Genomic DNA, 25,423 nt, shown 5'->3' with positions numbered 1-25,423 from the left:
TCACTTGATCACGAAGCGACCTTCCATGCCCTTGTTCTGCAAGCCCTTGCAGTAGAACGGATAGCTGCCCGGCTTGACCGGCAGGAAGAAGATCTCCGCCTCGCCGGCATCCTCGAACTCCAGCTCCACCAGGGTTATCGCCTTGATCTCCACGCCGCCGGCCTCGACCTTGCGCAGGAAGATCGCCTGAGCGAATTCCGGAGCCTGGAACGCACATTCCTTCTGGCCGTCGGCGATCACCTTGAGCTGGTAGGCGACGCCGGTTTCCAGCTGGTACTCCTTCTGCGAGACCGCGTAGTCGCTCTGTTCGGAGCCGAACTTCAGATCCGGCAGGGCCTGCGTGCGCCGGGTGAGATCCCCGGCGGCCTGGCTCTGATCGAATCCGACCAGGCTGCCGAGGAACAGCAGGTTGAGCAGCAGTGCTTTGCAAGTGGGCATGGCGTCGGCCTCTTTTGTTGTTATGGACAGCGTCATGCTAGGGGCTCGCACCGAACGCCAACCTACTACCTTGGTACCGCCGGAGCGGTACTTTCTGCATATTTCCCCCTGCCCTGGCGGTTCCTATGCTGGCCACGAACCCCAGGAGCCGACCATGCGCCCACTTGCGATCCACACCGCAGTTTGTCTGATCGCCCTTGCCTGCCCCGTCGCGATCGCGGCACCTGCCGCGCCACAGCCGCTGGAGGTGCGCATCGGTTATCTGGGCTATCGCCCCGATCCCGGACCGCTGCTCTCCAATGTGATCCCCGAACCGGAAGACGCCGGCCTGCGCGGCGCCGAGCTGGCGATCGTCGACAGCAACAGCACCGGGCGCTTCCTCAAGCACCGCTATCAGCTCGACGGCACCACCAGCGAAACACCGGACGCCCTGCTGGAGCAGGCCGCGCAACTGCATGCCGAAGGCTTGCGTCTGTTCGTGGTGAACGCGCCCGCCGATACGCTGCGCCAGCTGTCCGCCGCCATGCCCGACAGTCTGCTGCTCAATGCCGGCAGCGCCGCCGACAGCCTGCGCAGCCAGCAGTGCCTGAGCAACGTGCTGCATACGCTGCCCAGCCGCAGCATGCTCGCCGACGCATTAGGCCAGTTCCTCGCCGTGCGCCGCTGGAACCGCTGGCTGCTGATCAGCGGCCCGACTGCCGAGGATCAGGCCTACGCCGACGCACTGCGCCGTGCGGCCAAGCGCTTCGGCCACAAGATCGTCGCGGAAAAGCCCTGGAGTTTCGAGAACGACCAGCGCCGCAGCGCCCAGGCCGACATGCCGCTGTTCACCCAGACCACCGAGTACGACGTGGTCGTGGTGGCCGACGAACGCGGTGATTTCGGCGAGTACGTGCCCTATCACACCTGGTATCCGCGCCCGGTCGCCGGGACCCAGGGGCTGACCCCAACCGGCTGGCACAAGACCGTGGAAACCTACGGCGCCGCCCAGCTGCAGAAGCGCTTCGAAGCGCACGCCGGGCGCTGGATGAACGACCGCGACTTCGCCGCCTGGCTGGCCGTGCGCAGCCTCGCAGCTGCCGTGACCAAGCTGCGCGCAACGGACGTTTCGGCAATCCGCCAGCTATCGCTGAGCGACCAGTTGCCGCTCGATGGCTTCAAGGGTCGCAAGCTGAGCTTCCGCCCGTGGAATGGCCAGCTGCGCCAGCCGATTCCGCTGGTCCATCCGCGGGCGCTGGTTTCCAGCTCGCCGCAGGAAGGCTTCCTGCATCCCAGCAGCGAGCTGGACACGCTGGGCTTCGATGCGCCGGAAAGCAGCTGCCGGCTGAGCGAGGCACAACCATGAAGCGCCTTCCCGTGGCCGCCCTGCTGGCATTGGCCGTCCTGCCCGGCACCTCGGCGCTCGCCGACGAGCTGGGCTACGAGGCCTATGTCGACAGTCCCAGGCGCATCAAATGCCTGTACGGCTACGTCACCGCCAAGACCGGCAATTTCGAGGCGGCCAAGGCCATCTTCGAGGACTGCGTGACGCGCTGGAACGATGTCTATTCGCTGATTTCGCTGGCGCAGATGTACGAAAGCGGCAGCGGCGTGACGAAGGACCTGAGCAAGTCCGCCGCGCTGCTCAAACAGGGCGCCGAGCAGCCCGACGCAACCAGTTACGTAAGCCTCGCCCGCTACCACTGGGGCGTGGCCCTGGCCGAAGGCCGTGGCGTGGAACAGGACCGCGCGGCCGCGCGCGACTGGCTGCAGCGTGCTTCCGCGGGCGGCCAGAGCGAAGCCGACGACTACCTGCTGCGCCTGGACCAGGCGAGCGATCCCAATCCGGCCCGCTAGCGGCCGCCATTCATAACAACAAGAGAATCGACCATGCCCAGAACCCTGCTCGCCTCCGCCATTGCCTGCACCCTCGGCTGCTTCGCCGGCTCCGCCGCAGCGGCCACCGCCTACGTGTCCAACGAGAAGGACGACAACATCAGCGTGATCGACCTGACCAGGATGGAAACGGTCGAGACCCTGGATGTCGGTATGCGCCCGCGCGGCCTCACCCTCTCCCACGACAACAAGCTGCTCTACATCTGCGCCAGCGACTCGGACACCGTGCAGGTGATGGACCTGGCGACCCGACAGATCATCAAGCAGCTGCCCTCCGGCGCCGATCCCGAGCAGTTCGCCCTGCATCCCAACAACCAGTGGCTGTACATCTCCAATGAGGACGATGCGCTGGTGACCGTGGTCGATGTCGACAAGGAAGAGGTACTGGCGCAGATCGACGTCGGGGTCGAACCCGAGGGCATGGCGGTCAGCCCGGACGGCAAATGGGCGGTCAACACCAGCGAGACCACCAACATGCTGCACTGGATCGACACCGCCACCAATGAGCTGGTGGACAACACCCTGGTCGACCAGCGCCCGCGCCACGTGGAATTCACCAAGGACAGCAAACTGCTGTGGGCCTCGGCCGAGATTGGCGGCACGGTCAGCGTGGTGGACGTGGACACGCGCGAGATCCTCAAGACCCTGACTTTCAAGATCAAAGGCATCCACCCGGACAAGGTGCAACCGGTGGGCATCAAGCTGACCTCGGACGGCAAGTACGCCTTCGTCGCGCTCGGCCCGGCCAACCACATCGCCGTGGTCGATGCGAAGACTTACGAGGTGCTGGACTACCTGCTGGTGGGCCGGCGTGTCTGGCACATGGCGTTCAACCCCGACGAGAGCCTGCTGCTGACCACCAATGGCGTGAGCGGCGACGTCTCGGTGATCGACGTGGACAAGCTGAAAGTCACCAAGTCGATCAAGGTCGGTCGCTATCCGTGGGGCGTGGTGGTCGCACCATGAACGCACTGGAAGTCGAAGGCGTCGATTTCGCCTACGGTCAGCGCCAGGCGCTCGACGGCGTCGCCTTCGCCACGACCAGAGGACGCTTCACCGCGCTGCTCGGCCCCAATGGCGCCGGCAAGTCCACCCTCATCGCCCTGCTGACCCGGCTGTACGACCTGCAGCACGGCGCCATCCGTATCGCCGGCTTCAGCTTGCGCCAGCAACCGCGCGAAGCGCTGTGCCGGCTCGGCGTGGTGTTCCAGCAGAGCACGCTGGATCTGGACCTGACGGTGGAACAGAACCTGCGCTACCACGCCGCCCTGCACGGCATGCCGCGGGTGCTGGCCAATGAGCGCATCGAACTGGAACTCGAGCGCCAGCAACTCGTCGAGCGTCGCAAGAACAAGGTGCGCGAGCTCAATGGCGGACACCGGCGCCGCGTCGAGATCGCCCGCGCACTGCTGCACAAACCCAGCCTGCTGCTGCTCGACGAAGCCAGCGCCGGCCTGGATCCGGCCAGTCGCCAGGCCCTCAACCAGCACGTGCGCGCGCTGTGCCGAACGCAAGGCATGAGCGTGCTATGGACCACTCACCTGCTCGATGAAGTGCGTGCCGACGACGACCTGCTGATCCTCAACCGCGGCCGCTTGGTGGCGCAGGGTCGCGCGCAGGAGCTGACTCGGGCCGGTGACACCCTCGAACAAACCTTCGACCGCCTGACCCGCAGCGTCGAGGCGGTCGCATGAGCCGCTCGTTCACGCGGGGCCTGCATCGCCTGCCGGAGTCATCGCCATGACGCTCTACTGGGAATGTGTGCGCGGCATCGTGCTGCGCGAATGGCTGCGGTTCGTCCAGCAGCGCTCGCGCTTCCTCAGCGCCCTGGTGCGCCCGCTGCTGTGGCTGGTGGTGTTCGCAGCCGGATTTCGCGCCGCGCTGGGAATCGCGATCATCGAGCCGTACGACACCTACATCACCTACGAGACCTACATCGTCCCAGGCCTGGCCTGCATGATTCTGCTGTTCAACGGCATGCAGGGTTCGCTGTCGATGGTCTACGACCGCGAGATGGGCAGCATGCGCGTGCTGCTCACCAGCCCACTGCCGCGCAGCTTCCTGCTGGCGAGCAAACTGCTGGCCACCGCGCTGATCTCGCTGTTGCAGGTTTACGCCTTCCTCGCCATTGCCTGGGTCTACGGCGTGCAGCCACCCGCGCTGGGCCTGCTGACCGCCCTGCCCGCGCTGCTGTTGGTGGCGCTGCTGCTCAGTGCGCTGGGACTGTTGCTGTCCAACGGCATCCGCCAGCTGGAGAACTTCGCCGGGGTGATGAATTTCGTCATCTTCCCGCTGTTCTTCCTCTCCTCGGCGCTCTATCCGCTATGGAAGATGCGCGAAGCCAGCGAGTGGCTGTACTGGATCTGCGCCATCAACCCTTTCACCCACGCGGTGGAGCTGGTGCGCCACGCGCTGTACGCGCGTCTCGAACCGACGGCGCTGGTCATCTGCATCGGCCTGAGCGCGCTGTTCAGCCTGCTGGCGGTGCTCAGCTTCAATCCGCAACACGCCGCACTGCGGCGTTCGGCATGAGTCATTTACTACTTTGGTACTGGTTTTACCCTCCAACGTAGGATTTCAAAGACACCCCCGTTGCTCTGTAATCGACCGCACCGAAGTAGGGAGGACAGGACGATGCCCAGGTCGCTGCTGACACTGCTGATCGCCGCGCTGACCGGGCTCGCTCTGGGCCCGGTCAGCGCCAACGAGCAAGCCGGACTGTTTTCCGCCGATGGCTATCGCCAGACGCAGTACCGCAGTCCGACCCCGGCCACCGCCGAGGGCGCGCAGACGGTCGATACCGCGGCGCTGCAGCGGCTGCTGGCCGAGCAACCGCACACGCTGCTGGTGGATGTCTATCGCCGCCAGTGGCTGGCCGGGCAATTCATCGACAATGAAGCCCACGCCAACCTGCCGGGCAGCGTCTGGCTGGCCAACACCGGCGATGGCACGCTCGCGCCGGACTGGGCGAACTACTTCAGCGCCAACCTGGCCCGCCTCAGCGAAGGCAGGATGGATCGGCCGCTGGTGTTCTACTGCCGCTCCGACTGCTGGCTGGGCTGGAACGCCACCCGGCGCGCCCACGCGCTGGGCTACACCAAGCTGTACTGGTACCGTGACGGCGTGGACGGCTGGGAGCAAGCCGGTCTGCCGCTGCATCCTGCAACCCCGGAGCCTTTGCGTAGCACCGACCAACGCCCTGAATGAGCTCACCATAATCACAACAAAGAGGTGACCGGCCTTGTACAAGATTCTGATTGCCGACGACCATCCGCTGTTTCGCGAAGCCATCCACAACGTCATCCGTGACGGCTTCCCCGACAGCGAAATCCTCGAAACCGCCGACCTCGACAGCGCCCTGGCGCTGACCCTGGAACATGACGACCTCGATCTGGTGCTGCTGGACCTCAACATGCCCGGCATGCATGGGCTGAACGGCCTGATCAACCTGCGCAACGAGGCGCCAACCATCCCGGTGGTGATCGTCTCCGCCGAGCAGGACAAGCAGGTCGTGCTGCAGGCCATCACCTACGGCGCGGTCGGTTTCATCACCAAATCGTCGCCGCGGGCGCAGATGACCGAGGCCATCGAGCAGATCCTCAACGGCAACGTCTACCTGCCCTCGGACATCATCCGCAGCCAGAAGAGCAGCAGCCGGCATTCGCACCACAACGAACCGTCGATCCCGCCGGAACTGCTGCAGGCGCTCACGCGCAAGCAGCTGCTGGTGCTCGAACGCATGACCAAGGGCGAATCGAACAAGCAGATCGCCTACAACCTCGACATCGCCGAAACCACCGTCAAGGCCCACGTCTCGGCGATCCTGCGCAAGCTCAACGTGCACAACCGCGTGCAGGCGATCCTCTCGGCCGGTGACATCGACTTCACCGCCTACCTGCGCCGCTGACGCGCCACCCGCTCCCAGTGTTTCCCTGCACCGCTGCCCCTGATGGGTGGCGGTTTTTTTTCGTGTGTCGACGCTTAGCGAACCGGCAGCCTGGTCCGGCTGAAAAGATGACGAACCGCCGCGCACCGGCTCAGGCCCGCCCCGCGAACCTCAGCTCGCCTGCCCATGCTCCAGCATGTGGCACATGGCGGTCTTCAGCTTCATGGGCCGCACCGGTTTGTGCATCAGCATATGGCCAAGCTCGCGTACTTGCTGCTTGAGCTCGTTGCTGTAGTTGGCAGTGATCATCAGCGCCGGTAGCGCCACCGCGCGACGGGCATTGACCGTGGCGACCACATCGATGCCGGTGTGGCCGTTGTCCAGGTGGTAGTCGGCGATCAGCAGATCGGCCTCGGCATGGAAGTTGTCTACCTGCCGCGCCAGGTCCTCCTCCGACAACGCGGTGATCACCTTGCAGCCCCAGCCTTCGAGCAATGTGCGCATGCCGGCGCAGATCGCCGTGTCGTTGTCCAGCACCCAGACGCGCGCGCCCTGCAGGCGCTCCAGCGCCAGTTCCGCGGTGTTCGGCTCGGGCCGCGCCTTGGGTGCGCGCTTGGCCAGCGGTACCTCGATGGCAAAGCGTGAGCCGTGCCCGAGCCGCGAACTGACCTGTATGCGGTGGCCGAGCATGCGCGCGATCTTCTCGACGATGGCCAGCCCCAGGCCCAGCCCGCGATCCTGATTCGGCCGCACGCCCTCCCCGCGCTTGAACTCCTGAAAGATCTCTTCGAGTTTGTCCCCGGGTATGCCGACACCGGTGTCCCACACCTCGATGGACAGGCTCTGCCGGCGCCTGCGGCAGCCCAGCAGCACGCGGCCCTGCGGGGTGTAGCGGATGGCGTTGGTCAACAGGTTGCGCAGGATCCGCGCGAGCAGCTGGATATCGCTGCGCACCAGCGCCGAACAGGGAATGAAGTCCAGCTCCAGATGCTCGCAACTGGCCAGCTGGCGGAATTCCAGGGCGAGGTTTTCCAGCAGCTCGCTGACAGCGAACGGAGCGATATCCGGCTTGATCACGCCGGCATCCAGCTTGGAAATGTCGACCAGCGTGCCGAGCAGGTTCTCCACATCCTCCAACGAGTTGCTGATATTGCGGATCAACCCGCCGTTGGGCTCGCCCGGCTGCTCCAGCAAGGCGCTGGTGAACAGCCGGGCGGCATTCAGCGGCTGCAGCAGGTCGTGGCTGACCGCGGCGAGAAACTTGGTTTTCGACAGGTTGGCCAGTTCGGCCTCGCGCTTGGCCTCACGCAGCCGCGCCTCGACATGGCTGCGCTCGTCGATCTCGCGCAGCAGCTGGTCGTTGAGGCTGGTCAGCTCGGCGGTGCGCTCGCGTACCCGCTGCTCGAGGTTCTGGTAGGCCTGGTGCAGCGCCTCGGCGGTGCGCCGACGGTCGGTGATGTCCTGGATCAGCACGAAGATACCGGCCACCTCGCCGCTGGCCAGCCGGTTCGGCACGTAGGAGCGCAGCATGTAGCGCTGCTGACCGGCGTGGTTGCGTTCGGCCATCTCGAAGCTGACGCTCTCGCCAGACAGCGCGCGGTCGATGTACGGCTCCAGCTGACGCCAGTGCTCGCCGCTGTGCACCTCGCGCAGGCACTGGCCGAGCATGCCGTCGCTCGGCCAGCGGTACCACTCCTCGTAAACCTTGTTGGTGAATTCGTAGGTCAGATCGGAGGACACGTAGGCAATCAGCGCCGGTACGTGGTCGGTGATCAGGCGGATCCAGCGCTCACTCTCGCGCAGCGCTTCGGCGTGACGGTAACGCTCGGTGATATCGGTGAAAGTGTTGACGAAGCCGCCGGTGGGCAGCGCATGGGTGCGGATCTCCAGCATGCGCCCGTCGAACATGCGCTGCTCCAGTTCGCGCACCGGTCGGCCTTTGGCGTCACGGGTGTTGGGCGTCAGCAGACGCAGCTCGCTGTCGGCCATCACCTCCTCGAACGGCCGGTGCGCTTCGATCGGCGCCAGCCCGCAGAGCTCGAGGAAGCGTCGGTTCCACAGCTCCAGGGCACCCTCGGCACTGACCATCGCCACGCCCTGGGACAGGTTGTCCACGGCGCGCTGCAGCAGCCGCGACTTCTGCGCCAGCGCCTGTTCACGGCGCATGGTTTCGCTGACCTTCACCTCGGTAATGTCGGTATAGAGGATCACCAGCCCGCCTTCGCGAGTCGGCCGCTCGCTGACCTGCACCCAGCGCCCGTTGTGCAGTCGGTAGACGGTCGGCTCGTCGCCCTTGCCGCGGTGCTCCTCGACGATCAGCCCGGTGCTTTCGGCCATCCGCCGCACTTCCGCCAGCCGCGTACCGGCGTTGATCCGCGCGCGCGTGCGCGCCCACAGCGACTTGAAACGACGGTTGAACAGGACGATGCGCTGGTCCTTGTCGAACAGCACGAAGGCATCGGAAATGCTCTCGATGGCATCGACCAAATGCTGATGGGCAGTCTCCGCGCGCAGGCGTGCGTCGCTAAGCAGCTGGTTGCTGCCCTTGAGTTCGGCCATCGCCTGGTTCAGCGCATCGGTGCGCTCGCGCACCTGCTCGGCCAGTTCCACCGAATGCTGAAAGGCCGCATAGGACGCATCGCGCCCGGCGCCGCTGGATTCGACACGCTCGATCAGTGCGGCGTTGATGCGCCTGAGCTTGAGATTTTCGCGCTCCAGCTCGGCCTGCCGCGCCAGCAGCTCAGCGACCGCCCCGCCCTCCAGGCCGGCCGATAGCGACGCCGGTGAAGGTCTGGTTGATGTGCATGCCATTGAACTGCTCTCCGTAGGTGTTGAAGCCGATCACCTGCTGGCGTCGGAGAAAATCCGAGGTCGGTTCGCTGGCGTCGTTCGCCTCGATCTCCAGGCGGCGCAGAAAGCAGTCGCAGCCGATGGTCAGCAAGGGCGGTCCGAGGCGCTGCTCCAGCCGCGCAAACAGGCTTTCCAGATTCGGCATCAGCGGACCCGGCTGCATGGCGGTAAGCACGATGCCGTTCTCCACCGCGCAATAGAAGGTCAGGCTGAGGTCCTCGTTGACCTTCTGGATGGCGCGCACGTAGTAGTGCTCGTTGATGCGCACCGCCAGCGGATGCGCGGCGAACAGCCGGTGGTCGAGGTCGGCGACGTTCACGCCGATCAGCCGCGCGTACTCCTCGGCGGCCGGCTCGGCATTGAGTTCGTACACGCGCCGGCTGTGGCTGTCGGCACGCGTCACCACCAGCTTCTCGCTGCGCGGCAGGATGTGGTGGGTGGTGAACACCTCGAAATCCAGCCAGGTGTTGATCAGCACCACGATGGCCGCGCCGCTGTGGAACTTGCCGCCGAAATAGACATGAGTGTCGGTCAGATGGTTGTCGTCACCGGCCGAGCCACCAAAATGCGGAATGCTGCCGAACGCCGCGCTGAGCGCCGCCAGCACCACTTCCTCGCGACTGGACAGGCCATCGAGCAGGGTCAGGGCGAAGCTGTGGTCCTTGATCGGTGCCAGCGAATTGCTGCGACAGTCGCTGCCCAGCCGCTCCACCAGCTGCTGCGCCTCGACCAGGCCGAAACGCTCCATCTCGTCGATCAGCTCGCAGGCGATCGAGAAGCTGCGGTGATCGAAGCCGACAGCCGACACGCAGCTGCGGCTGTAGCCCTGCGCGGTGATTTCCCCGGCGGTGGTGCAGCCGACCAGCCGCACGCCGCCAAAGTACTGCTGCAGCGCATCGCCCAGCGCCGGGAGGTCGTACTCGGCCGAACAGAAGAACAGCACGAAGCCCAGGTGTGGATGCATCAGCTGGCGGGCGAGATCCTGCGCCACCGTCTCGGCCAGGCGGGCTTCGGACATCGCCGTGCGTATCACCTCCGTCTGCTGTTCGCTCACGCACCGCCCTCCCGTACCACCCGTATCGGATTGACCCCATTCTTGGGCAGGGCATTTGGCACGAAAATGCTACTTGAGTACCGGAAAAGGCCTGCCTAGGTAGCATCGCGACGAAACGCCCCAAGCTCGTCAGCAATGCAAAAAGGCTGACCCCTCGCGGGGTCAGCCTTTACTGCGCGACGACGATCGCCGCCGTACTGTCAGGACGTGGGCCGTACGCTCGACGACGTGCCCACTGCCGTGCAACGAATGGAGCGACCTACGGTTCGACGGCCATTCGCGCCCTGACCACCGCGCCTTAGAAGCTCAGCGCCGCACCTACCGCGAAGGTGCGGGTGTCTTCGTCGAGAGCCGGGTTTTCCTTGCCGTCGATCTCGAACTGATTCAGCTCGGCGACCAGGGTCAGGTTGTCGTTGATGCTGTGGAACAGCGCGATACCGCGGGTTTCGTAGTCGGCTTCACTGCCCAGGCCGTTGCCATCGTCCTTGGTCTGACCATAGGACAGCGCCAGGCGGTTCTTGCCGAAGCGGTAGGAGCCCTGCAACAGGTAGCCGTCGCTGTCGACTTCGCGCAGCAGCGCTTCGCCGGCGTTGTTGGTGAAGAACGGGTTGATGCCCTCGGCCTGGAAGCCGGACGCGGTCAGCGACAGGTTGCCCATCTTGGCCTGCACGCCGTAGCCCAGGCCCTTGGAGTCCACCTTCTCGATGCTGCTGTCGGTGTTGTCCGAACTCTGCTGCATGCCGTTGATCCAGGTGTAGAACTTGGTGCCGCCCAGATCGAACTGGTAGGTGATCTCGGTTTCGAAACGCGGTGCTTCCTGGTAGGCCTTGTCGAGATCGGAGCTGGTGTCCTCGGTGGTGTCCACCGGGTCCATGATGCCGGCGGCGATGCGCAGGCCGCTCATCTCCGGCGAGCGATAGGTGATCTGCGAGGTCGGGAACGGATACGGATAGCCGGTGCCGATGTTGCCGAACGACACGCCGCCGCCATCGACCAGGCCGAGCACGTCGCTGACCTGACCATAACCGCTGAGCATCTCGTCGAGCAGGATGTTGGAGCGGGCGAACAGGCCGAAATCCTTACCGAACAACACCTCGCCCCACTGCTCGTTGGCAGCGGTGGCGTAGAACTGACGGACATCGATGCCGGTTTCAGTGCCGTTGGTGTCGCTGTCGTTGATGGTTACCCAGAACGAGGAGCGGCCACCCAGCTTGAGATCGCCGACCTGCTTGCTGAAGTTGAAGCCGATCCAGTTGGGCAGAAAGCCCATCTTCACCCGCGACTGGCGGCGATCGAACTGCTCGCCATCACGCTCCACGTCGCTGTTGACGTAGAAGGTGTTGAAGTAGCCGTCGGTGGAAAAGGTGGTGTCATCTTGATCGTAGAGCACGATTTCGGCGACAGCCGACTGGCTCATGGTCATGGCTACGGCACTGGCCAGAGCCAGGGGCAGCAGGGTTGATACGGCTTTCTTGTTGTTGTGCATGGCGCTCTCCGCTGTATTGACGACAAGCAGTCGTGACGGGAGCGATTATCGAAAGGCCATCAGAGCGCACATACGCTGCGATAGCGGCGATGCGCTACTACTTTGGCTGCGGTCGGTGGCTTGCGCGAAAAGCATGTCATCCTCGGCGCCCGGATCAGCGCTTAGGTCGTACGCCCAAAGCAGTGCCCGCAGCGGCAGCGCACTCGCACGCGACCTACGCGCCACGACCGAACGCTGCCGTTCGACCAGCGAACGGCGTTGCGCAGGATGCATACGATCTGAAATGGCGCTGGCAGAGTGTATGACGCGCGCTACGCGCTCATTGCGGCTGCCAGCCGGCGCTCGGGGCCGGCGCATTGGCCACGCCGATCCAGCCGCCGCGCGCTGTGCGCAGGGCCGCGAGCGCGGCGCGCAGCTCATCCGGCTGCAGGTCGCCCAGGGCGGCGGCGACCTGGGCGGGATACTCGGCATCCTGATCGGCCAGGCAGGCTTGCCAGACATGCTCGGCACGCCGACGCAGATCGGTCAGCTGCCCGTCCTGGCGTGCCCCCATGCCGCCATCCAGCGGGGCGAACGCGCCGGCGCCCAGTTTGTCGGCGAAGCTGTCGAGAAAGTCCTGGATATGCTCGATGATCTGCGCTGCCGAGGCGCTCGGCGATTGCACCGCGAACAGGATGCCCGCGTGCTCGCCGAACTGGCGGAAGCCGGAGAACACCGCGTAGCCCAGCTGCAGCTCGCTACGCAGACGACGGAAGAAATCGCCCTCGAGCAACCGCGCCAGTGTGCGCCAGGCAGCCTCTACGCGAATGCTGCGCGCCGGCAGCGGGCAGAACAGCAGTACGGCGGTCTCGCTGGCAACCTCACCGATGGACCACCAGCGGCGAAGTCCTTCGCCATCGGAGCAGGGTTGCGCGCCGGCAGTGCGCTGCGGAGCCCCGGGCATATCGCGCAGCACGCCGCGCAACGCGCCGTTCAGCTCGGACGACAGCCCCACTGCCAGGGCGTCCCAATGCGCCCGCGCCCAGGCTGCGCCCAGAGCCATCTGATCCGGCTCGCTCTCGACGACCGGACTGGCGTGGCTCAGCAGCCGCGGCAAGCGCCTGATCAGCTGGCGGATGAGCAGTTCGTCGCCGTTCAGGCGGTCGGCTGCAGCGAGCTGCCGCTGGGCGGAGGCGAAAGCGCTGGCCGGCGGCTCGTGGAGCAGTGCCAACAGATCACCCGCAATACGCGGCAAGGCCGCGGCGTAGCCGAACAGGCTCAGACACCAGCTGCTGCCGTAATCCTCGAAGCGCAGGTCGACTCCGGCCTGCCGCGCCGCCCAGATCGGCGTGCGCAAGGCGCTGTGCAGGACGTGCCACAGCGCGGGCTCGGGGCTTGCGCCATCGAAGCGCCAGCGCAGGTAAAGCGCACCCTGCCCGCCGCCATCTTCCGGCCCGAGGCAGTGCAGCGCCGGTTCGTCCAGCGGTTGTGTGGCCAGTGGTGCAGACGCCTGCAGCCACGGGTTGCACGGCGGAAGCCGCCAGTGCCAATCGCGCAGCGCGACCGCGGGCAACGGCTCGGCCGCGATACGCAGCGGGAAACCCGCGGTTTCGATGGCGGCGCAGGGGCGCTGATCGGCAGTCAACCGGATAGGCGTTGTCTGCAACCGCTCCAGCAAAACCCGCAGCGCCTGTCGCACCATCGGCGCCGCGGTGAACGCCAACTCCGGCTCCGGTTCGATCCAGTAGCGCAGCCGCGCCAGCGGTTCCATCCCGTGCAGACTGCGCTGGCGCTCGCGCACGTATTCGTCCCAGCAGTGCGCGCAGGTCGTCTCGTCGGCAAGAAAGCGCAGCCACGCCTGCAAGGCCGCGGCGATGCCAGCGCGCATCGGCAGCCCCTGCTCGGTCAGGGCGAACTCGACCACGACTACACCCTGACCGGCATGCCAGTACGGCACGCGCAGCTCCAGGCCATCGACCCAGCCGGCATCGCGCAGTGTTTCGAACAAGCTGTTCGGTGCCTCGGACTGCAGACAGCTGCCGAGAAAATCCAGCGCCGCCGCGCTGCCCGACGGCATGCCATCGAGACAGAACGCCAGATCTAGCCGAGGCCGGCCGCTGTCGAGCTGCAGGCGCAGGCTGTGACTCTCGGCCAGTAGCGGCTGGAGGGTACGCGGCGGTTGCGGCCGCACCGCGAACTGGCATCGCGCAGTCTTCAGCAACGTTTGTAACTGGGCGACATCGAGCGGCGCGGCGACCAGCAGCTCCAGCGTTCCGGCGTGATAGAAGCGCTGGTGATAACCCTGCAGGGCCTGCTGGAACTGCGCGCTTTCCACCGGCAGGCTGGCGCGATTGCCGGCATGAAAGGCAGCGAACGGGTGCGGCGCCCGCAGCGCAGTGCCGATGGCCGCGTCGCACAGGGTCTCACTGTCCTGGGCGCGGGCGAGGTATTCAGCTTGCAGCACCTCGCGCTCGCGCAATTGCGCCGCGGGGTCGAGCAGCGGTCGCGCCAGCATGTCGAGCAGACGCTGGAGCCCGCCCTCCAGCGCTTCGGCCGGCAGCTGGAAGAAGAAATCGGTATGCCGTTCGCGGGTCGAGGCATTCAACTGGCCGCCGCAGCCCTGCACGAACGGCATCAGGCTCTGCTCGACCGGATAGGCATGACTGCCGAGAAACAGCAGGTGTTCGAGGAAGTGCGCCAGCCCCGGGTAGGCTGACGGCGCGTCGTGCGCGCCAGCGTGCACCCGCACCAGCGCCGCCGCCTGACTGCCCCCCGGCAGCTGGATCAGCCGCACCTGCAAACCTTCGGTCGTGCAGAAACATTGCGGAGCTGCGGTGGGATCGAAGCGGTACTGAACCATTGGCATATCGTCGGAAGTGGCTGGCGAGGCCGACAGCATCACGCGATCAGCCCATGCCGCACAATGCTGCTTGCGCACTAGCGGGCCGTGGAGAACTGGCCGCGTTGACCGTAGCGCCTGAAGGCAGGGCGAAAAACGCTCATCTACCGCCGTAACGCGACGACTGCTTCCGCCCGTTCAAGCGCTCGCCCGGCTCTCCTCGGCCTGCCAGTTCCTCGTCTCAGGTATCCAGCCGACCGGCGAGAAATTGCTGCAGGCGCTGCTGCATCTGTCGTCCGGCACTGCCCAGACAGGCGATCGGCGAACCACGCAGGCTCTCTTCGCCTAGCTCGGCCCCCTCTCCCGCCAGGGCCAGCGGGCAACTCAGGCGCAGCGCCAATCGGTTCAGCTGGCGCACCTGTGCGCCGCTCGGCGGGGCGTTGGCGTACAGCACCAGTGCCGGCGGTTGGACTTTTTCGCAGATCAGCGTCAGTTCTTCCAGGGGCTGGCCGCTGGGCAGCACCCGGACCGCCAGGCTGTCGCTGGCCAGCAACAGGCCTGCCACCAACAATTCCAGCTCGCGACACTGGCCAGGCAGCGCGGCCAGCAGCACGGCCGGCGATGAGGCGGACTGCCCCAGCTGCAGCCGCTGCAGCACGCGGCCACGCAGGAAGGCATCGAGAAACAGCCACTCGCTGGTGCGCCCGAATTCGTCGTGGCGCAACAGCAGCTCCTGCCACACCGGTAGCAGCACTTCCTGGAACACCGTCGCCAGCGGATAGGTGGAGTAGATCTGTCCGTACAGCTGCTCCAGACGCAGACTGTCGAACTCGCTGACGGCCCGGCGCAGCTGTGCTTGCCACTCGGCACGGTCACCGGCGCCCGCTTCCTGGGCTGTGGCCGGCTGTTCCGCCGCGCTGGCCGCCCGGCTCGTGGCGCTGCGGCTGAGAATGCTGCCAACCTTGCTTACCGCGACACCGCGCTCGGTCCAGGCGAGGATGTTGCGCACCGCCTCGATGTCCGCCATCGAATACAGGCGATGGCCGCTGTCGGTGCGGGTCGGCTGGATCAGCCCGTAACGCCGCTCCCATGCGCGCAGGGTGACCGGGTTGACGCCGGTCAGACGGCAAACCTCACGGATGGGAAAGAGTTCCTGCTGCTCGAAAGCGTTCGAGGCGGGTGTCGAAGCGCCGGAGGAATCGGTCATGGGGCGGCTCGGTTGGAAAGTTGGGCCAGATTGTAACTCAGCGTTTCCCGTCATACCCTCTACAAACGTTGTACAAGTTCGAGACATGATGAAATGCCCCCCGCTCTGCCACTGACGCTGTTCGTCGACCGCGACTGTCCGCTGTGTGCCCGCGAGGTTCGCTGGCTGGAGCGCCATGCCGATCCAGCACGGCTGTTGCTGGTGGACATCAACGCAGCCGACTTCGATGCCAGCGGGCTCGGCCGCGACCTCACGCAGCTGCGTCGCCGCCTGCACGCGCGCAGCGCCAGCGGCGTCTGGTTGACCGGTGTGGACGCCACCTACTGGAGCTGGCGCCTTGCCGGCCATGGTTTCTGGGCCGCACCGCTGGGTTGGAAGCCGCTGCGCCCACTGCTGCTGCTCGCTTACGCGCTGTTCAGTGTGCTGCGGCCACACTTGGCCTGGCTGCCGCATCCGGAAGGAGCCAGCCGCTGCAACACGCAACATTGCAGCGTGCCCAAGCCACCCCGCACGCCCGAATCCTGAAGCCGCGCTAGCCCTCAGCGGCCAGCGGCACGCGCAGACCCTGCTCGGGTTCCAGGCATGCCGGCCGGCCGATCATCTCGTCGTGGCTCACCGGCTGGCGCCAGTACACCTCGCGCACCCCACAGGCATACAGCAATCGCTTCAGGCTGCCCTGATCGTTCCACACCGTCCGCCTGCCTTCGGCAAACTGCGAGCGCCGCCCGCTGCGCTCGATCACCCAGGTGCTGTAACCGCAGCAGCGCAGGCCGTGCAGCTCGACCAACTCGACCTGATCGCGACGCAGCGCGAAGCGCAGGCTGCTACAGGACATTTGATATACCGACATCTCGACACCTATACAGAATTGGGCTCGCGCGCCACATCCACGCAATCGCCCGTCAGCGAAGATCCAAGCGGAATGCAGCTTCCGGCCAGAACCGGCCCAGTACGCCGCCTCGCCATCGCCACAAATTATTGTACAACTACAAATATTGGTATAGGTTTGGTTTAGCTCCAGGCAATGGACCCTCCGTGCCTGCCTCCGCTCCCAACAGCGGCCGCGCTGCGGCCACCAGGAATCCGCCATGCACAATCTGCCCGGTCATTACCGCGAAATATTGCTTGGGGTCGGCGAAGACCCGGCGCGCGAAGGTCTGCGCGATACACCGCTGCGCGCCGCCAAGGCCATGCAGTACCTGTGCGACGGCTATAACCGCAGCCTGGAAGAAATCGTCAACGGTGCACTGTTCGCCTCGGACAACGACGAGATGGTGATCGTCAAGGACATCGAGCTGTACTCGCTGTGCGAGCACCACATCCTGCCATTCATCGGCAAGGCGCATGTCGCCTACATCCCCACCGGGCGCGTGCTCGGTTTGTCGAAAGTCGCGCGGATCGTCGACATGTACGCGCGACGGCTGCAGATCCAGGAAAACCTGACCCGCCAGATCGCCGAAGCCATCCAGGAAGTCACCGGTGCCGCCGGCGTTGCGGTGGTCATCGAGGCCAAGCACATGTGCATGATGATGCGCGGGGTGGAGAAGCAGAACTCGGTGATGAACACCTCGGTGATGCTCGGTGCCTTCCGCAGCTCCTGCAACACGCGGATGGAGTTCCTGCAGCTGATCGGGAGGGGCCAGTGATGCCGCGCCTGGAGCCTGGCATGGCGCGCATCCGGGTGAAGGATCTGCGCCTGCGCACGTACATCGGCATCAACGAAGACGAGATCCTCAACCGGCAGGATGTGCTGATCAACCTGAACATCCTCTACCCCGCCGTGGAAGCGGTGCGCGACAACGACATCGAACAGGCGCTGAACTATCGCACCATCACCAAGGCGATCATTCGCCATGTGGAGCAGAACCGTTTCGCCCTGCTGGAGCGCATGACCCAGGAGATCCTCGACCTGGTGATGGCGCATCCGGCAGTGCGCTATGCCGAGGTGGAGGTCGACAAGCCCCATGCGCTGCGCTTTGCCGACTCGGTTTCGATCACCCTAGCCGGCTGTCGCTGAGCTGCCGGCCATGATCAGTCCTCGCCACGCCATCCTCGCCTGCCTGTTGTGGCTGATCCCGCTGCTCGCCACTGCCAACTGGCGCGAGGCAGTACCCGAGGCGCGACTGATTGGCGAAGGCGAGCTGCGCTTCTTCGGCCTGCGCATCTATGACGCGCGGCTGTGGAGCGCAACGGAACCGCTGCAAACACAGAGGCCATTCGCGCTGGAGCTGACCTATCACCGCGCGATCAGCCGGGACGACTTCGTGCGCACCAGCCTGGAAGAAATCCAGCGACTTTCCGGCGAGCCGGTCGATTCGGCTCGGATGCGTCAGTGGCGTGCGGAGATGCGGCAGGCCTTCGTCGACGTACGCCCCGGCGAGCGCATCACCGGGGTCTACCTGCCCGGTCGCGGCTGCCGGTTCTATGTGAATGATCGCCTGCAGCATGAAGTCGCCGATCCTGCATTCGCCGAGGCCTTCTTCGCCATCTGGCTCGACCCGCACAGCCGCGACCAGAAGCTACGGCGCGACCTGCTGGGCGAGCGATGAACAACTCGGCGCTGGCGGCTTATGGCGTGCTCGGCCTGCCCCTGGCAATGGCCATGTTGCCGATCTACGTGCTGGTACCCAGTTTCTATGCGGCGGACCTCGGGCTTGGCCTGACCCTGACTGGCAGCGTGCTGTTCCTCGCGCGGCTGCTGGATACCGTGCAGGATCCCTGGCTCGGACGCTTGATCGATCGCCGCTCGCCACGCGGCTGGTCCATTCTGCTCGGCGGCACCGCCGTGTTGCTGAGCCTGGCGATGGCGGCGCTGCTGATTCCACCCAAGAGCCTCGGCGCCTTCGCGCTTGCCGCATGGCTGGGCGGACTGCTGGCGCTTACCTACACGCTGCACAGCCTGATCAACATCACCTACCTGGCCTGGGGCGCGCGGCTCTCCGATCAGCCCAACACCCGGACCCGGGTCGCAGCCTGGCGGGAAGGAGCGGGGCTTTTCGGTGTGATTCTGGCCAGCGTGCTGCCCAGCGCGATGGCGAACCGATACGGCATGGCCACCGGGCTTGCCGCATTTGCCGCCACCTTCGCCGTGCTGCTGTGCGCCGGCACCGCGGCACTGCTGTTCGCCGCCCCACGACCGCATCGAGCCGCACGCATCGATACCGGCAGCTGGCGGCAGCCGCTGCGTAACCCGGCGTTTCGGCGGCTGGCGAGCGTGTACTTCATCAATGCGGTCGCAGTGGCGATTCCCGCCACGCTGGCGCTGTTCTTCATCGCCGACCGCCTACAGCTGGCTCCGTTGACCGGACTGTTCCTGGCCCTCTACTTCGCCAGCGGCGCCCTGGGCCTGCCGCTCTGGACCCGCCTGGCCGATCGACTGGGCAAGCGGCGCAGCTGGCGGATCGGCATGCTCACCGCGTGCGCGGCGTTCATCTGGGCGGTGCTATTGGAACCCGGTTCCGCCTGGGCGTATGGCGCGGTTTGCATCCTGTCCGGCCTTGCCCTCGGGGCCGACCTGGCGCTGCCGCCGGCATTGCTCGCCGACATCATCCCGGTCGATGAGCGGCAGTCGACCGCCGCCTACTTCGGCCTGTGGAGCTTTCTCGGCAAGCTGGCGCTGGCCCTCGCCGGCCTGGCCTTACCGCTGCTGGCCTGGGCCAGCTATCAACCGGGCACACCAGCGGGCTGGAACCTCGCGCTGGTCTACGCCGGCCTGCCCTGCCTGCTGAAGCTGCTGGCAGCGCGACTGCTCTCATCTCTTCCCTGCGGAGAACCACAACCATGAAGAAGGCATTGATTCTGGCCTGTTGCCTGCTGCTGCTCAGCTGCACGGCCGTCGAGGTCGAGCATTACCGCAACGAGAAGCCGCAGCTGGATCTGCGTGAATATTTTGTCGGCAAGGTCGATGCCTGGGGCATGTTCGAGAAGCGTTCCGGTGAGGTCATCAAGCGCTTTCACGTGGAAATCACCGGCCGCCTCGAGGGCGACAGACTGATTCTCGACGAGCACTTCCGCTACAGCGACGGCACCACCCAACAACGTGTCTGGACCCTGACCGAGCACAGTCCCGGTCAGTGGCGCGGCACGGCGGCCGATGTGATCGGCGAAGCGCGCGGCGAGGTGGCAGGCAACGCCCTGCGCTGGCGCTATGTGCTCAGCCTGCCGGTCGATGACAAGGTCTACGAGGTGGACTTCGATGACTGGATGTACCTGATCGACGAAAACACCCTGGCCAATCGCTCGTTCATGAGCAAGTTCGGCGTCGAGCTCGGGCAGGTCACGCTGTTCTTCCGCCGGCAGGCCGACTAGGCCAGCGGCACTCGACGCATTCTGTCAGCCAGGCCCGGGCGCTAGATCGGGCCAAGTTGTTCTAGAATGCGCCGCATGCCCCTTCAGGATGTCGCGCCATGATCAATGCCAAGCTGCTGCAACTGGTAATCGAAGCCTCCAACGACGGAATCGTGGTTGCCGAGCAGGAAGGCGACGACAACATCCTGATCTACGCCAACCCGGCCTTCGAGCGCCTCACTGGCTATAGCGTCGACGACATCCTCTACCGGGACTGCCGCTTCCTGCAGGGCGATGACCGCGATCAGGCGGGCCTGCAGGCCATTCGCGAGGCGGTGAAGAACAACCGCCCATGCCGTCAGGTGATCCGCAACTATCGCAAGGACGGCACGCCGTTCTGGAACGAGCTGTCGATCACCCCGGTCTTCAACGAAGGCGACCAGCTGACCTACTTCATCGGCATCCAGAAGGACGTAACCGCCGAGGTAGAGGCGTTGCAGCGGGTCGCGGCGCTGGAAGCCGAGGTTCGTGAACTCAAGGCGCAACTCGCGCAACAACCAAGCTAACCATACCCCCTCACCGCCACACCTCTACCAAACGTCGATGCATGGGCCCCGCCGGGCGGCTCCTGCACGCTGCCGCCCTGGTTTTATGGGATAATGGCATTCCGCCATAGCCTCCTGCAGTCGGGCGTTTCGCGCCCTTGGATGACGTTAGTTGATAACCAACACCCTCGTAGAAAACACCATCGTTCTGTTCGCGCTGTGCTGGCTGCTCGCCTTCAGCTCCCGCGACTGGACCCGGCGCCACGCGCTCTCGGCGCAGTATCTGGCCGGCGTGTGGTTCGGCGCCGCGTGCATCGTCGGCATGATGATCCCCAGCGCGGCCCAGGACGGCCTGGTCTTCGATGCGCGCACCGTGGTACTGAGCATGGCCGGCCTGTTCGGCGGTCCGCTGGTGGCCGGCATCGCCGGCCTCCTCGCTGGCGGCTTCCGCATCTGGATCGGCGGCGTCGGCGTGTTGCCGGGTCTGGCCAACGTGGTCATGCCGATTGTGCTCGGCCTCGCCTACCGCAGCGCCTATCGCCGCGGCATGCTGGACATCGGGCCCTGGCAGCTACTGGGGTTCGGCATTGTGCTGCATCTCTGCACGCTGGCATTGGTGCTGCTGTTGCTGCCATCGTCGATCGGGCTGCCGGCCGTACACAATGTCGCCTGGTCGATGATGCTGGCGCTGCCGCCAGCCACCGCGGCACTCGGCCTGTTGATCAAGGACCTGATCAAACGCAACGAGACCGAGCAGGCCCTGAAATTCAGCGAAGCGCGCATGCGTGCCATCGCCGATGCGCTCCCGGACCTGCTGCTGGTGATCGACGAGGATGGCCGTTACCTGGACATCATCTGCTCCGAACGCAGCCTGCTGTATGACGATGCCGCCCGGCTTATGGGGCGCCGCCTGCACGATGTGATGTCGCCGGCCGAGGAGCAGCGTTTCCTCGAGTTCATCCACCAGACCCTGCAGAGCAGCAGCCCGCAGCTGATCGAGTACTCGATGGCGACCCTCGGCGGCCAGAAGGTCTTCGAGGGACGCGCGCTGCCGCTGGACATGCCGGACACCGAGAAGCGTGCAGTGGTCTGGCTCAGTCGCGACGTCACCGATCGCGTCAATGCGGAGCTGGAACAGCGCATCGCCGCGATCGCCTTCGAATCGCAACAGGGGATGCTGATCACCGACGCGGACAACCGCATCATCCGAGTCAACAAGGCGTTCACCGAGATCAGTGGCTACAGTGCCGAGGAAGCCGTGGGGCAAACCACCAGCCTGCTGACCTCCGGCAAGCATGGGCCGGATTTCTACCGGGCGATGTGGGCCAGCATCGCGGCCACAGGCACCTGGTCGGGCGAAATCTGGAACCGCCGCAAGAGTGGCGAAGTGTTTCCCGAGTGGCTCACCATCAGTTCAGTGCGCAACGCCAAGGGCACGATCAGTCACTACGTCGCTGCCTTCACCGACATCACCGACCGCAAGGTCGCCGAAGAACGCATCCACCATCTGGCCTTCTATGACCCGCTGACCAGCCTGCCCAACCGCCGGCTGCTGCTCGATCGACTGCGGCAGGCAATGGCCAGCAGTACTCGCAGCGGCCAGCTCGGCGCGCTGATGTTCATCGACTTGGACAATTTCAAGAACATCAACGATCTGCACGGTCACCAGACCGGCGACGAGGTGCTGCAACTGGCAGCCGCACGCCTGACTGCCGAGGTCCGCGCCAGCGATACCGTGGCGCGCCTGGGCGGCGACGAGTTCGTGGTGATGCTCGAGAGCCTGGCGAGCGACCCCGAGCAGGCCGCGACCCTGGCCGAGCACATCGGCATGAAGTTGCTCATCTCGCTGGACCAGCCGTACCGGATCGATGACCTGAGCCTGCACAGCAGCGCCAGCATCGGCGTCGTGCTGTTCGGCGAAGACGATAGCAGCAGCGAAGAGCTGATGAAACGCGCCGACATGTCGATGTACGAAGCGAAGATGTCGGGCAAGAACGCTTTGCGCTTCTTCGATCCACACATGCAGCAGGCCGTGCAGGATCGTCTGCGGCTGGAGGAGGAAATCCGTCAGGGCCTGACCGCCAGCGAGTTCGTCCTGCATTTCCAGCCTCAGCTGGAACAGCGCCGCGGTCTGATCGGCGCCGAGGCCCTGGTGCGCTGGCGGCATCCGCAACGCGGTCTGCTGAGCCCGGGCGCATTCATCGGCCAGGCCGAGCATGCCGGGTTGATTCACGAGCTGGACATCGTGGTGCTAAAGCAGGCCTGCGACCAACTCGCCGCCTGGGCCGGGCATCCGCACTTCGCCGAATTGACATTGGCCGTAAATCTCAGCGCCCACCTGCTCTACCAAGACAACTTCATCACCCGCCTGCTCGACCTGCTCCAGCGCAGCGGCGCTAACCCGCAGCGGCTCAAGCTGGAACTGACCGAAACCTTGCTGCTGGACAACATGCCCGAGGCCATCGCGCGGATGAACCAGCTGAAGGCACACGGCATCCGCTTCTCCATCGACGACTTCGGTACCGGCTACTCGTCGATGAGCTACCTGCAGCAACTGCCGCTGGATCAGCTGAAGATCGACCAGGCCTTCGTCCACGGCCTGCCCGGGGATGCCGCCAGCCTGACCATCGTCCGCGCGACGTGCGCACTGGCCGCCGGACTGGGCCTGGAAGTCATTGCCGAGGGCGTGGAGAACGAACAGCAGCGGGCGCTGCTGCTCGCCAATGGCTGCCACCGTTTCCAGGGCTATCTGTTCGGCAAACCCATGCCGATCGCCGAGTTCGAGCGAGTGGCCCACGACTTAATGACCAGCGAAGCCGTGGACAGCTGAGGCGCGCCGCCCGCCCGGAGCGGGCGGACGCGCTTGCTTATAACTCCTGTGGTGCGCGGCGACACAGCGCGACGAGCGCCTGCACCCAGTCCTCGTGCGTATTCAGGCAGGGCACCAGCAGCAGCTCTTCGCCACCGGCCTCGACGAACTGCTCGCGACCGCGATCGCCGATCTCCTCGAGCGTCTCGATGCAGTCAGCAACGAACGCCGGACACATCACCAGCAGCTTCTTCACGCCCTGCTGCGCCAGCTCATCCAGGCGCGTTTCGGTGTAGGGCTCGATCCACTTCGCCCGTCCCAGGCGCGACTGGAAGGACACCGACCACTGATCGTCACGCAGCCCCGCGCGCTCGGCGAAGCCGGCGGCGGTACGCATGCACTGCGCGCGATAGCAGCTGGCAAGCACCTCGCCTTCGGCCCGCTGGCAGCAGTCATCACCCTTGAGGCAATGCGCCCCGGTGGGATCGCTCTTGTGCAGATGGCGCTCCGGGAGACCGTGAAAGCTCAGCAACAGGTGATCGAAACCCTGTTCCAGATACGGCCTGGCGCTTGCCGTCAGCGCGTCGAGGTATTCCGGCTGATCGTAGAACGGCTGCAGGATCGACAGTTGCAGCTTGAGCCCGTGCTCGCGGATCACCCGCCGCGCCTCCTGAATCACCGTGGTGGTGGTGCTGTCGGCGAATTGCGGATAGAGCGGCGCCAGGGTGACCTGGGTGATGCCCTGCCCGGCCAGGCGGGTCAGCGTGCTCTCGATGGACGGCTCGCCGTAACGCATCGCCAGTTCCACCGGCCCCTGCGGCCAGAACGGTCGCACCGCCTCCTGCAGCCGCCGGCTCAACACCACCAGCGGCGAACCTTCCGGCCACCAGATCGAGGAATAGGCATGGGCGGACTGTTCCGGACGCTTGATCAGGATCAGCGATACCAGCAGACGACGTAGCGGCCAAGGCAGGTCGACGACATAGGGGTCCATGAGGAACTGGTTGAGGTAGCGGCGCACGTCGGCCACTTCGGTGGAGGCCGGGGAGCCGAGATTGACCAACAACAACGCCTGCTCTGTCATGCAACATTCCTGACTACTGATGGGGGAATCGCGCCGCTCTGCCCTGCAAGCGACGCGGTATTTTCACACATGGCGCAAACGCTGGGAGCCGGGCTGCGTCAACAGGTCCGCCAGCGCCGCATCCAGATCGTGAAAGCGAAAACCGTAGCCCTGCGCCTGCACGCGCGCCGGCAGCGCCCGCTGACCGCCAAGCAGCAGGCCGGCAAGTTCGCCCAACCCTAGCCTCAACAGCGGCGCCGGCACCGGCAATAGCGCGGGACGATGCAGCACGTGGCCAAGCACTCGGGTGAACTCCAGGTTGCGCACCGGCCGTGGCGCGCAGGCATTGTAGGGGCCGCGGGCCTGGGACTGGTGCAGAAGAAAATCAATCAGGCCGATTTGATCTTCGAGGTGAATCCACGGCATCCACTGGCGACCGCTGCCGATGCGCCCGCCGAGCCCCATTCGGAACACGGGCAACAGCCGCTGCAGGAAACCGCCATCGCGGGCCAGTACCAACCCGGTGCGCACCAGCACCACGCGAATGCCCAGCGCCTCCGCCTCGCGCGCGGTTTCTTCCCAGGCATCGCAGAGCTGGCTGGCGAAGTCGCTGGCCACCGCCTGATTGTCCTCGGTCAGGGTGTGCTCGCCACCATCGCCATACCAGCCCACCGCGGAGCCGGAGATCAACACCTCCGGCTTCTGCGTGCGCTGCGCCAGCCAGTCCACCAGCCGTTCCGTCAGCTGCACGCGGCTCTGCCAGAGCAACGTCCGCCGCGCGTTGGTCCACGGCCGGTCAGCAATGGGCGCACCGGCCAGGTTGACCACGGCGTCCAACGGCTGCGAATCGAGTTCGTGCAATGCGCCGATACCGCGGACTTGCGGGCCGCACAGCTCCGCCACCCGTTCCGGTGTGCGACTCCACACCCACAGGCTGTGACCCTGCTCGGACCAGTGCTTGCACAGCGCCCGTCCGATCAAGCCGGTACCGCCAGTCAGCAGGATGTTCATGCAGATCTCCTCGTTGCCCTCGCGGGATGGGTTGCTGATTATCAGCATACACCTATACACAACGAAATTATTGTATAACTTTTAGCGCTCCCGT

Annotated in this window: 24 protein-coding genes; 15 read left to right on the top strand and 9 right to left on the bottom strand. The window is 65.4% G+C overall.

The features are described 5' to 3' along the window. Entirely contained in the window at positions 1-438 is a 438-nt protein-coding gene (locus tag N8H22_RS04500) for a copper-binding protein (protein ID WP_264589433.1), read from the bottom strand. Between the two features lie 154 nt (positions 439-592). On the opposite strand from N8H22_RS04500, the gene N8H22_RS04495 reads away from it, so the two are divergent. From N8H22_RS04495 to N8H22_RS04465, 7 genes are all read left to right on the top strand, one after another. Then, positions 593-1,783 (top strand): ABC transporter substrate-binding protein, encoded by a 1,191-nt coding sequence (locus N8H22_RS04495; RefSeq protein WP_264589432.1) that lies wholly within the window; start codon positions 593-595, stop codon positions 1,781-1,783. Next, the gene (locus N8H22_RS04490; RefSeq protein WP_264589431.1) at positions 1,780-2,274 is read left to right on the top strand and encodes a sel1 repeat family protein; all 495 of its coding nucleotides are present in this window, start codon (positions 1,780-1,782) and stop codon (positions 2,272-2,274) included. Before N8H22_RS04495 ends, N8H22_RS04490 begins: the two co-directional genes overlap by 4 nt. A 33-nt stretch (positions 2,275-2,307) precedes the next feature. Further along, positions 2,308-3,279: a YVTN family beta-propeller repeat protein gene (locus N8H22_RS04485; RefSeq protein ID WP_264589430.1), complete on the top strand. Its 972-nt coding sequence runs from the start codon at positions 2,308-2,310 to the stop codon at positions 3,277-3,279. Then, a complete protein-coding gene (locus tag N8H22_RS04480) occupies positions 3,276-4,007 on the top strand; it encodes an ABC transporter ATP-binding protein (protein ID WP_264589429.1) in 732 nt (243 codons plus the stop codon). Before N8H22_RS04485 ends, N8H22_RS04480 begins: the two co-directional genes overlap by 4 nt. A 46-nt stretch (positions 4,008-4,053) precedes the next feature. Next, on the top strand, positions 4,054-4,845 hold the full coding sequence (locus tag N8H22_RS04475) for an ABC transporter permease (protein WP_264589428.1): 792 nt from the start codon (positions 4,054-4,056) through the stop codon (positions 4,843-4,845). 102 nt (positions 4,846-4,947) lie between these two features. After that, the gene (locus N8H22_RS04470) at positions 4,948-5,520 is read left to right on the top strand and encodes a PQQ-dependent catabolism-associated CXXCW motif protein (RefSeq protein WP_264589427.1); all 573 of its coding nucleotides are present in this window, start codon (positions 4,948-4,950) and stop codon (positions 5,518-5,520) included. Between the two features lie 34 nt (positions 5,521-5,554). Then, entirely contained in the window at positions 5,555-6,220 is a 666-nt protein-coding gene (locus N8H22_RS04465) for a response regulator transcription factor (RefSeq protein ID WP_264589426.1), read from the top strand. A 150-nt stretch (positions 6,221-6,370) separates the two neighbouring features. Here the strand turns inward: N8H22_RS04465 and nahK are convergent, their stop codons facing one another. The 5 genes from nahK to N8H22_RS04440 all read right to left on the bottom strand — a co-directional run bounded on the left by nahK (position 6,371) and on the right by N8H22_RS04440 (position 15,614). After that, positions 6,371-9,010 (bottom strand): hybrid sensor histidine kinase/response regulator NahK/ErcS', encoded by a 2,640-nt coding sequence (nahK, locus tag N8H22_RS04460; protein WP_264589425.1) that lies wholly within the window; start codon positions 9,008-9,010, stop codon positions 6,371-6,373. Further along, complete coding sequence (gene nosP / locus N8H22_RS04455) at positions 8,940-10,103, bottom strand: nitric oxide-sensing protein NosP (RefSeq protein WP_264589424.1); 1,164 nt, start codon at positions 10,101-10,103, stop codon at positions 8,940-8,942. The genes nahK and nosP overlap by 71 nt, the downstream gene beginning before the upstream one ends. Positions 10,104-10,401: 298 nt before the next feature. Beyond that, the gene (locus N8H22_RS04450; protein WP_264589423.1) at positions 10,402-11,589 is read right to left on the bottom strand and encodes a porin; all 1,188 of its coding nucleotides are present in this window, start codon (positions 11,587-11,589) and stop codon (positions 10,402-10,404) included. Positions 11,590-11,908: 319 nt separating this feature from the next. Then, positions 11,909-14,428, bottom strand: coding sequence for a pyrroloquinoline quinone biosynthesis protein PqqF (gene pqqF, locus N8H22_RS04445; RefSeq protein WP_264589422.1), 2,520 nt, complete (start codon positions 14,426-14,428; stop codon positions 11,909-11,911). A 220-nt stretch (positions 14,429-14,648) separates the two neighbouring features. Continuing rightward, positions 14,649-15,614, bottom strand: coding sequence for a MerR family transcriptional regulator (locus N8H22_RS04440; protein ID WP_264589421.1), 966 nt, complete (start codon positions 15,612-15,614; stop codon positions 14,649-14,651). Between the two features lie 93 nt (positions 15,615-15,707). Here N8H22_RS04440 and N8H22_RS04435 point away from each other — a divergent pair, with 93 nt between their 5' ends. Further along, complete coding sequence (locus N8H22_RS04435) at positions 15,708-16,139, top strand: DUF393 domain-containing protein (protein WP_264589420.1); 432 nt, start codon at positions 15,708-15,710, stop codon at positions 16,137-16,139. A gap of 7 nt (positions 16,140-16,146) precedes the next feature. Here N8H22_RS04435 and N8H22_RS04430 read toward each other — a convergent pair whose 3' ends face one another. After that, entirely contained in the window at positions 16,147-16,464 is a 318-nt protein-coding gene (locus tag N8H22_RS04430) for a DUF6482 family protein (protein ID WP_264589419.1), read from the bottom strand. Between the two features lie 238 nt (positions 16,465-16,702). Here N8H22_RS04430 and folE point away from each other — a divergent pair, with 238 nt between their 5' ends. The 7 genes from folE to N8H22_RS04395 all read left to right on the top strand — a co-directional run bounded on the left by folE (position 16,703) and on the right by N8H22_RS04395 (position 23,276). Beyond that, complete coding sequence (gene folE / locus N8H22_RS04425) at positions 16,703-17,260, top strand: GTP cyclohydrolase I FolE (protein WP_264589418.1); 558 nt, start codon at positions 16,703-16,705, stop codon at positions 17,258-17,260. Next, positions 17,260-17,631 carry a dihydroneopterin triphosphate 2'-epimerase gene (folX, locus tag N8H22_RS04420; protein ID WP_264589417.1) on the top strand — a complete coding sequence of 124 codons (372 nt, stop codon included), beginning with the start codon at positions 17,260-17,262 and terminating at the stop codon, positions 17,629-17,631. The genes folE and folX overlap by 1 nt, the downstream gene beginning before the upstream one ends. Positions 17,632-17,641: 10 nt before the next feature. Further along, positions 17,642-18,163 (top strand): chalcone isomerase family protein, encoded by a 522-nt coding sequence (locus tag N8H22_RS04415; protein WP_264589416.1) that lies wholly within the window; start codon positions 17,642-17,644, stop codon positions 18,161-18,163. Then, positions 18,160-19,398 carry an MFS transporter gene (locus tag N8H22_RS04410; RefSeq protein ID WP_264589415.1) on the top strand — a complete coding sequence of 413 codons (1,239 nt, stop codon included), beginning with the start codon at positions 18,160-18,162 and terminating at the stop codon, positions 19,396-19,398. The genes N8H22_RS04415 and N8H22_RS04410 overlap by 4 nt, the downstream gene beginning before the upstream one ends. Continuing rightward, positions 19,395-19,922, top strand: a complete 528-nt coding sequence (locus tag N8H22_RS04405) for a DUF3833 domain-containing protein (protein WP_264589414.1) — start codon at positions 19,395-19,397, stop codon at positions 19,920-19,922. The genes N8H22_RS04410 and N8H22_RS04405 overlap by 4 nt, the downstream gene beginning before the upstream one ends. Positions 19,923-20,020: 98 nt before the next feature. Beyond that, entirely contained in the window at positions 20,021-20,467 is a 447-nt protein-coding gene (locus N8H22_RS04400) for a PAS domain-containing protein (RefSeq protein ID WP_264589413.1), read from the top strand. 151 nt (positions 20,468-20,618) lie between these two features. Beyond that, a complete protein-coding gene (locus tag N8H22_RS04395) occupies positions 20,619-23,276 on the top strand; it encodes an EAL domain-containing protein (protein ID WP_264589412.1) in 2,658 nt (885 codons plus the stop codon). Between the two features lie 37 nt (positions 23,277-23,313). On the opposite strand, the gene hemH is transcribed toward N8H22_RS04395, so the two are convergent. Both hemH and N8H22_RS04385 read right to left on the bottom strand, forming a co-directional pair. Next, a complete protein-coding gene (hemH, locus tag N8H22_RS04390; protein WP_264589411.1) occupies positions 23,314-24,339 on the bottom strand; it encodes a ferrochelatase in 1,026 nt (341 codons plus the stop codon). A gap of 63 nt (positions 24,340-24,402) precedes the next feature. Continuing rightward, complete coding sequence (locus N8H22_RS04385) at positions 24,403-25,329, bottom strand: TIGR01777 family oxidoreductase (protein ID WP_264589410.1); 927 nt, start codon at positions 25,327-25,329, stop codon at positions 24,403-24,405. Between the last annotated feature and the right edge of the window lie 94 nt (positions 25,330-25,423).

The organism is Stutzerimonas sp. S1 (genome assembly GCF_025966695.1).
In the GTDB taxonomy this organism is placed as follows: domain Bacteria; phylum Pseudomonadota; class Gammaproteobacteria; order Pseudomonadales; family Pseudomonadaceae; genus Stutzerimonas.
The sequence above is the reverse complement of the archived record's forward strand: the minus strand, read 5'-3'. Positions and strand labels throughout refer to the sequence as shown.

Bases quoted from the DNA above. Each gene is read 5' to 3' on its own strand.
- N8H22_RS04500 (WP_264589433.1), bottom strand. From the start codon at position 438: ATGCCCACTTGCAAAGCACTGCTGCTCAACCTGCTGTTCCTCGGCAGC.
- N8H22_RS04495 (WP_264589432.1), top strand. From the start codon at position 593: ATGCGCCCACTTGCGATCCACACCGCAGTTTGTCTGATCGCCCTTGCC.
- N8H22_RS04490 (WP_264589431.1), top strand. From the start codon at position 1,780: ATGAAGCGCCTTCCCGTGGCCGCCCTGCTGGCATTGGCCGTCCTGCCC.
- N8H22_RS04485 (WP_264589430.1), top strand. From the start codon at position 2,308: ATGCCCAGAACCCTGCTCGCCTCCGCCATTGCCTGCACCCTCGGCTGC.
- N8H22_RS04480 (WP_264589429.1), top strand. From the start codon at position 3,276: ATGAACGCACTGGAAGTCGAAGGCGTCGATTTCGCCTACGGTCAGCGC.
- N8H22_RS04475 (WP_264589428.1), top strand. From the start codon at position 4,054: ATGACGCTCTACTGGGAATGTGTGCGCGGCATCGTGCTGCGCGAATGG.
- N8H22_RS04470 (WP_264589427.1), top strand. From the start codon at position 4,948: ATGCCCAGGTCGCTGCTGACACTGCTGATCGCCGCGCTGACCGGGCTC.
- nahK (WP_264589425.1), bottom strand. From the start codon at position 9,010: ATGGCATGCACATCAACCAGACCTTCACCGGCGTCGCTATCGGCCGGC.
- N8H22_RS04450 (WP_264589423.1), bottom strand. From the start codon at position 11,589: ATGCACAACAACAAGAAAGCCGTATCAACCCTGCTGCCCCTGGCTCTG.
- pqqF (WP_264589422.1), bottom strand. From the start codon at position 14,428: ATGGTTCAGTACCGCTTCGATCCCACCGCAGCTCCGCAATGTTTCTGC.
- N8H22_RS04440 (WP_264589421.1), bottom strand. From the start codon at position 15,614: ATGACCGATTCCTCCGGCGCTTCGACACCCGCCTCGAACGCTTTCGAG.
- N8H22_RS04435 (WP_264589420.1), top strand. From the start codon at position 15,708: ATGCCCCCCGCTCTGCCACTGACGCTGTTCGTCGACCGCGACTGTCCG.
- N8H22_RS04430 (WP_264589419.1), bottom strand. From the start codon at position 16,464: ATGTCGGTATATCAAATGTCCTGTAGCAGCCTGCGCTTCGCGCTGCGT.
- folE (WP_264589418.1), top strand. From the start codon at position 16,703: ATGCACAATCTGCCCGGTCATTACCGCGAAATATTGCTTGGGGTCGGC.
- folX (WP_264589417.1), top strand. From the start codon at position 17,260: ATGCCGCGCCTGGAGCCTGGCATGGCGCGCATCCGGGTGAAGGATCTG.
- N8H22_RS04415 (WP_264589416.1), top strand. From the start codon at position 17,642: ATGATCAGTCCTCGCCACGCCATCCTCGCCTGCCTGTTGTGGCTGATC.
- N8H22_RS04410 (WP_264589415.1), top strand. From the start codon at position 18,160: ATGAACAACTCGGCGCTGGCGGCTTATGGCGTGCTCGGCCTGCCCCTG.
- N8H22_RS04405 (WP_264589414.1), top strand. From the start codon at position 19,395: ATGAAGAAGGCATTGATTCTGGCCTGTTGCCTGCTGCTGCTCAGCTGC.
- N8H22_RS04400 (WP_264589413.1), top strand. From the start codon at position 20,021: ATGATCAATGCCAAGCTGCTGCAACTGGTAATCGAAGCCTCCAACGAC.
- hemH (WP_264589411.1), bottom strand. From the start codon at position 24,339: ATGACAGAGCAGGCGTTGTTGTTGGTCAATCTCGGCTCCCCGGCCTCC.
- N8H22_RS04385 (WP_264589410.1), bottom strand. From the start codon at position 25,329: ATGAACATCCTGCTGACTGGCGGTACCGGCTTGATCGGACGGGCGCTG.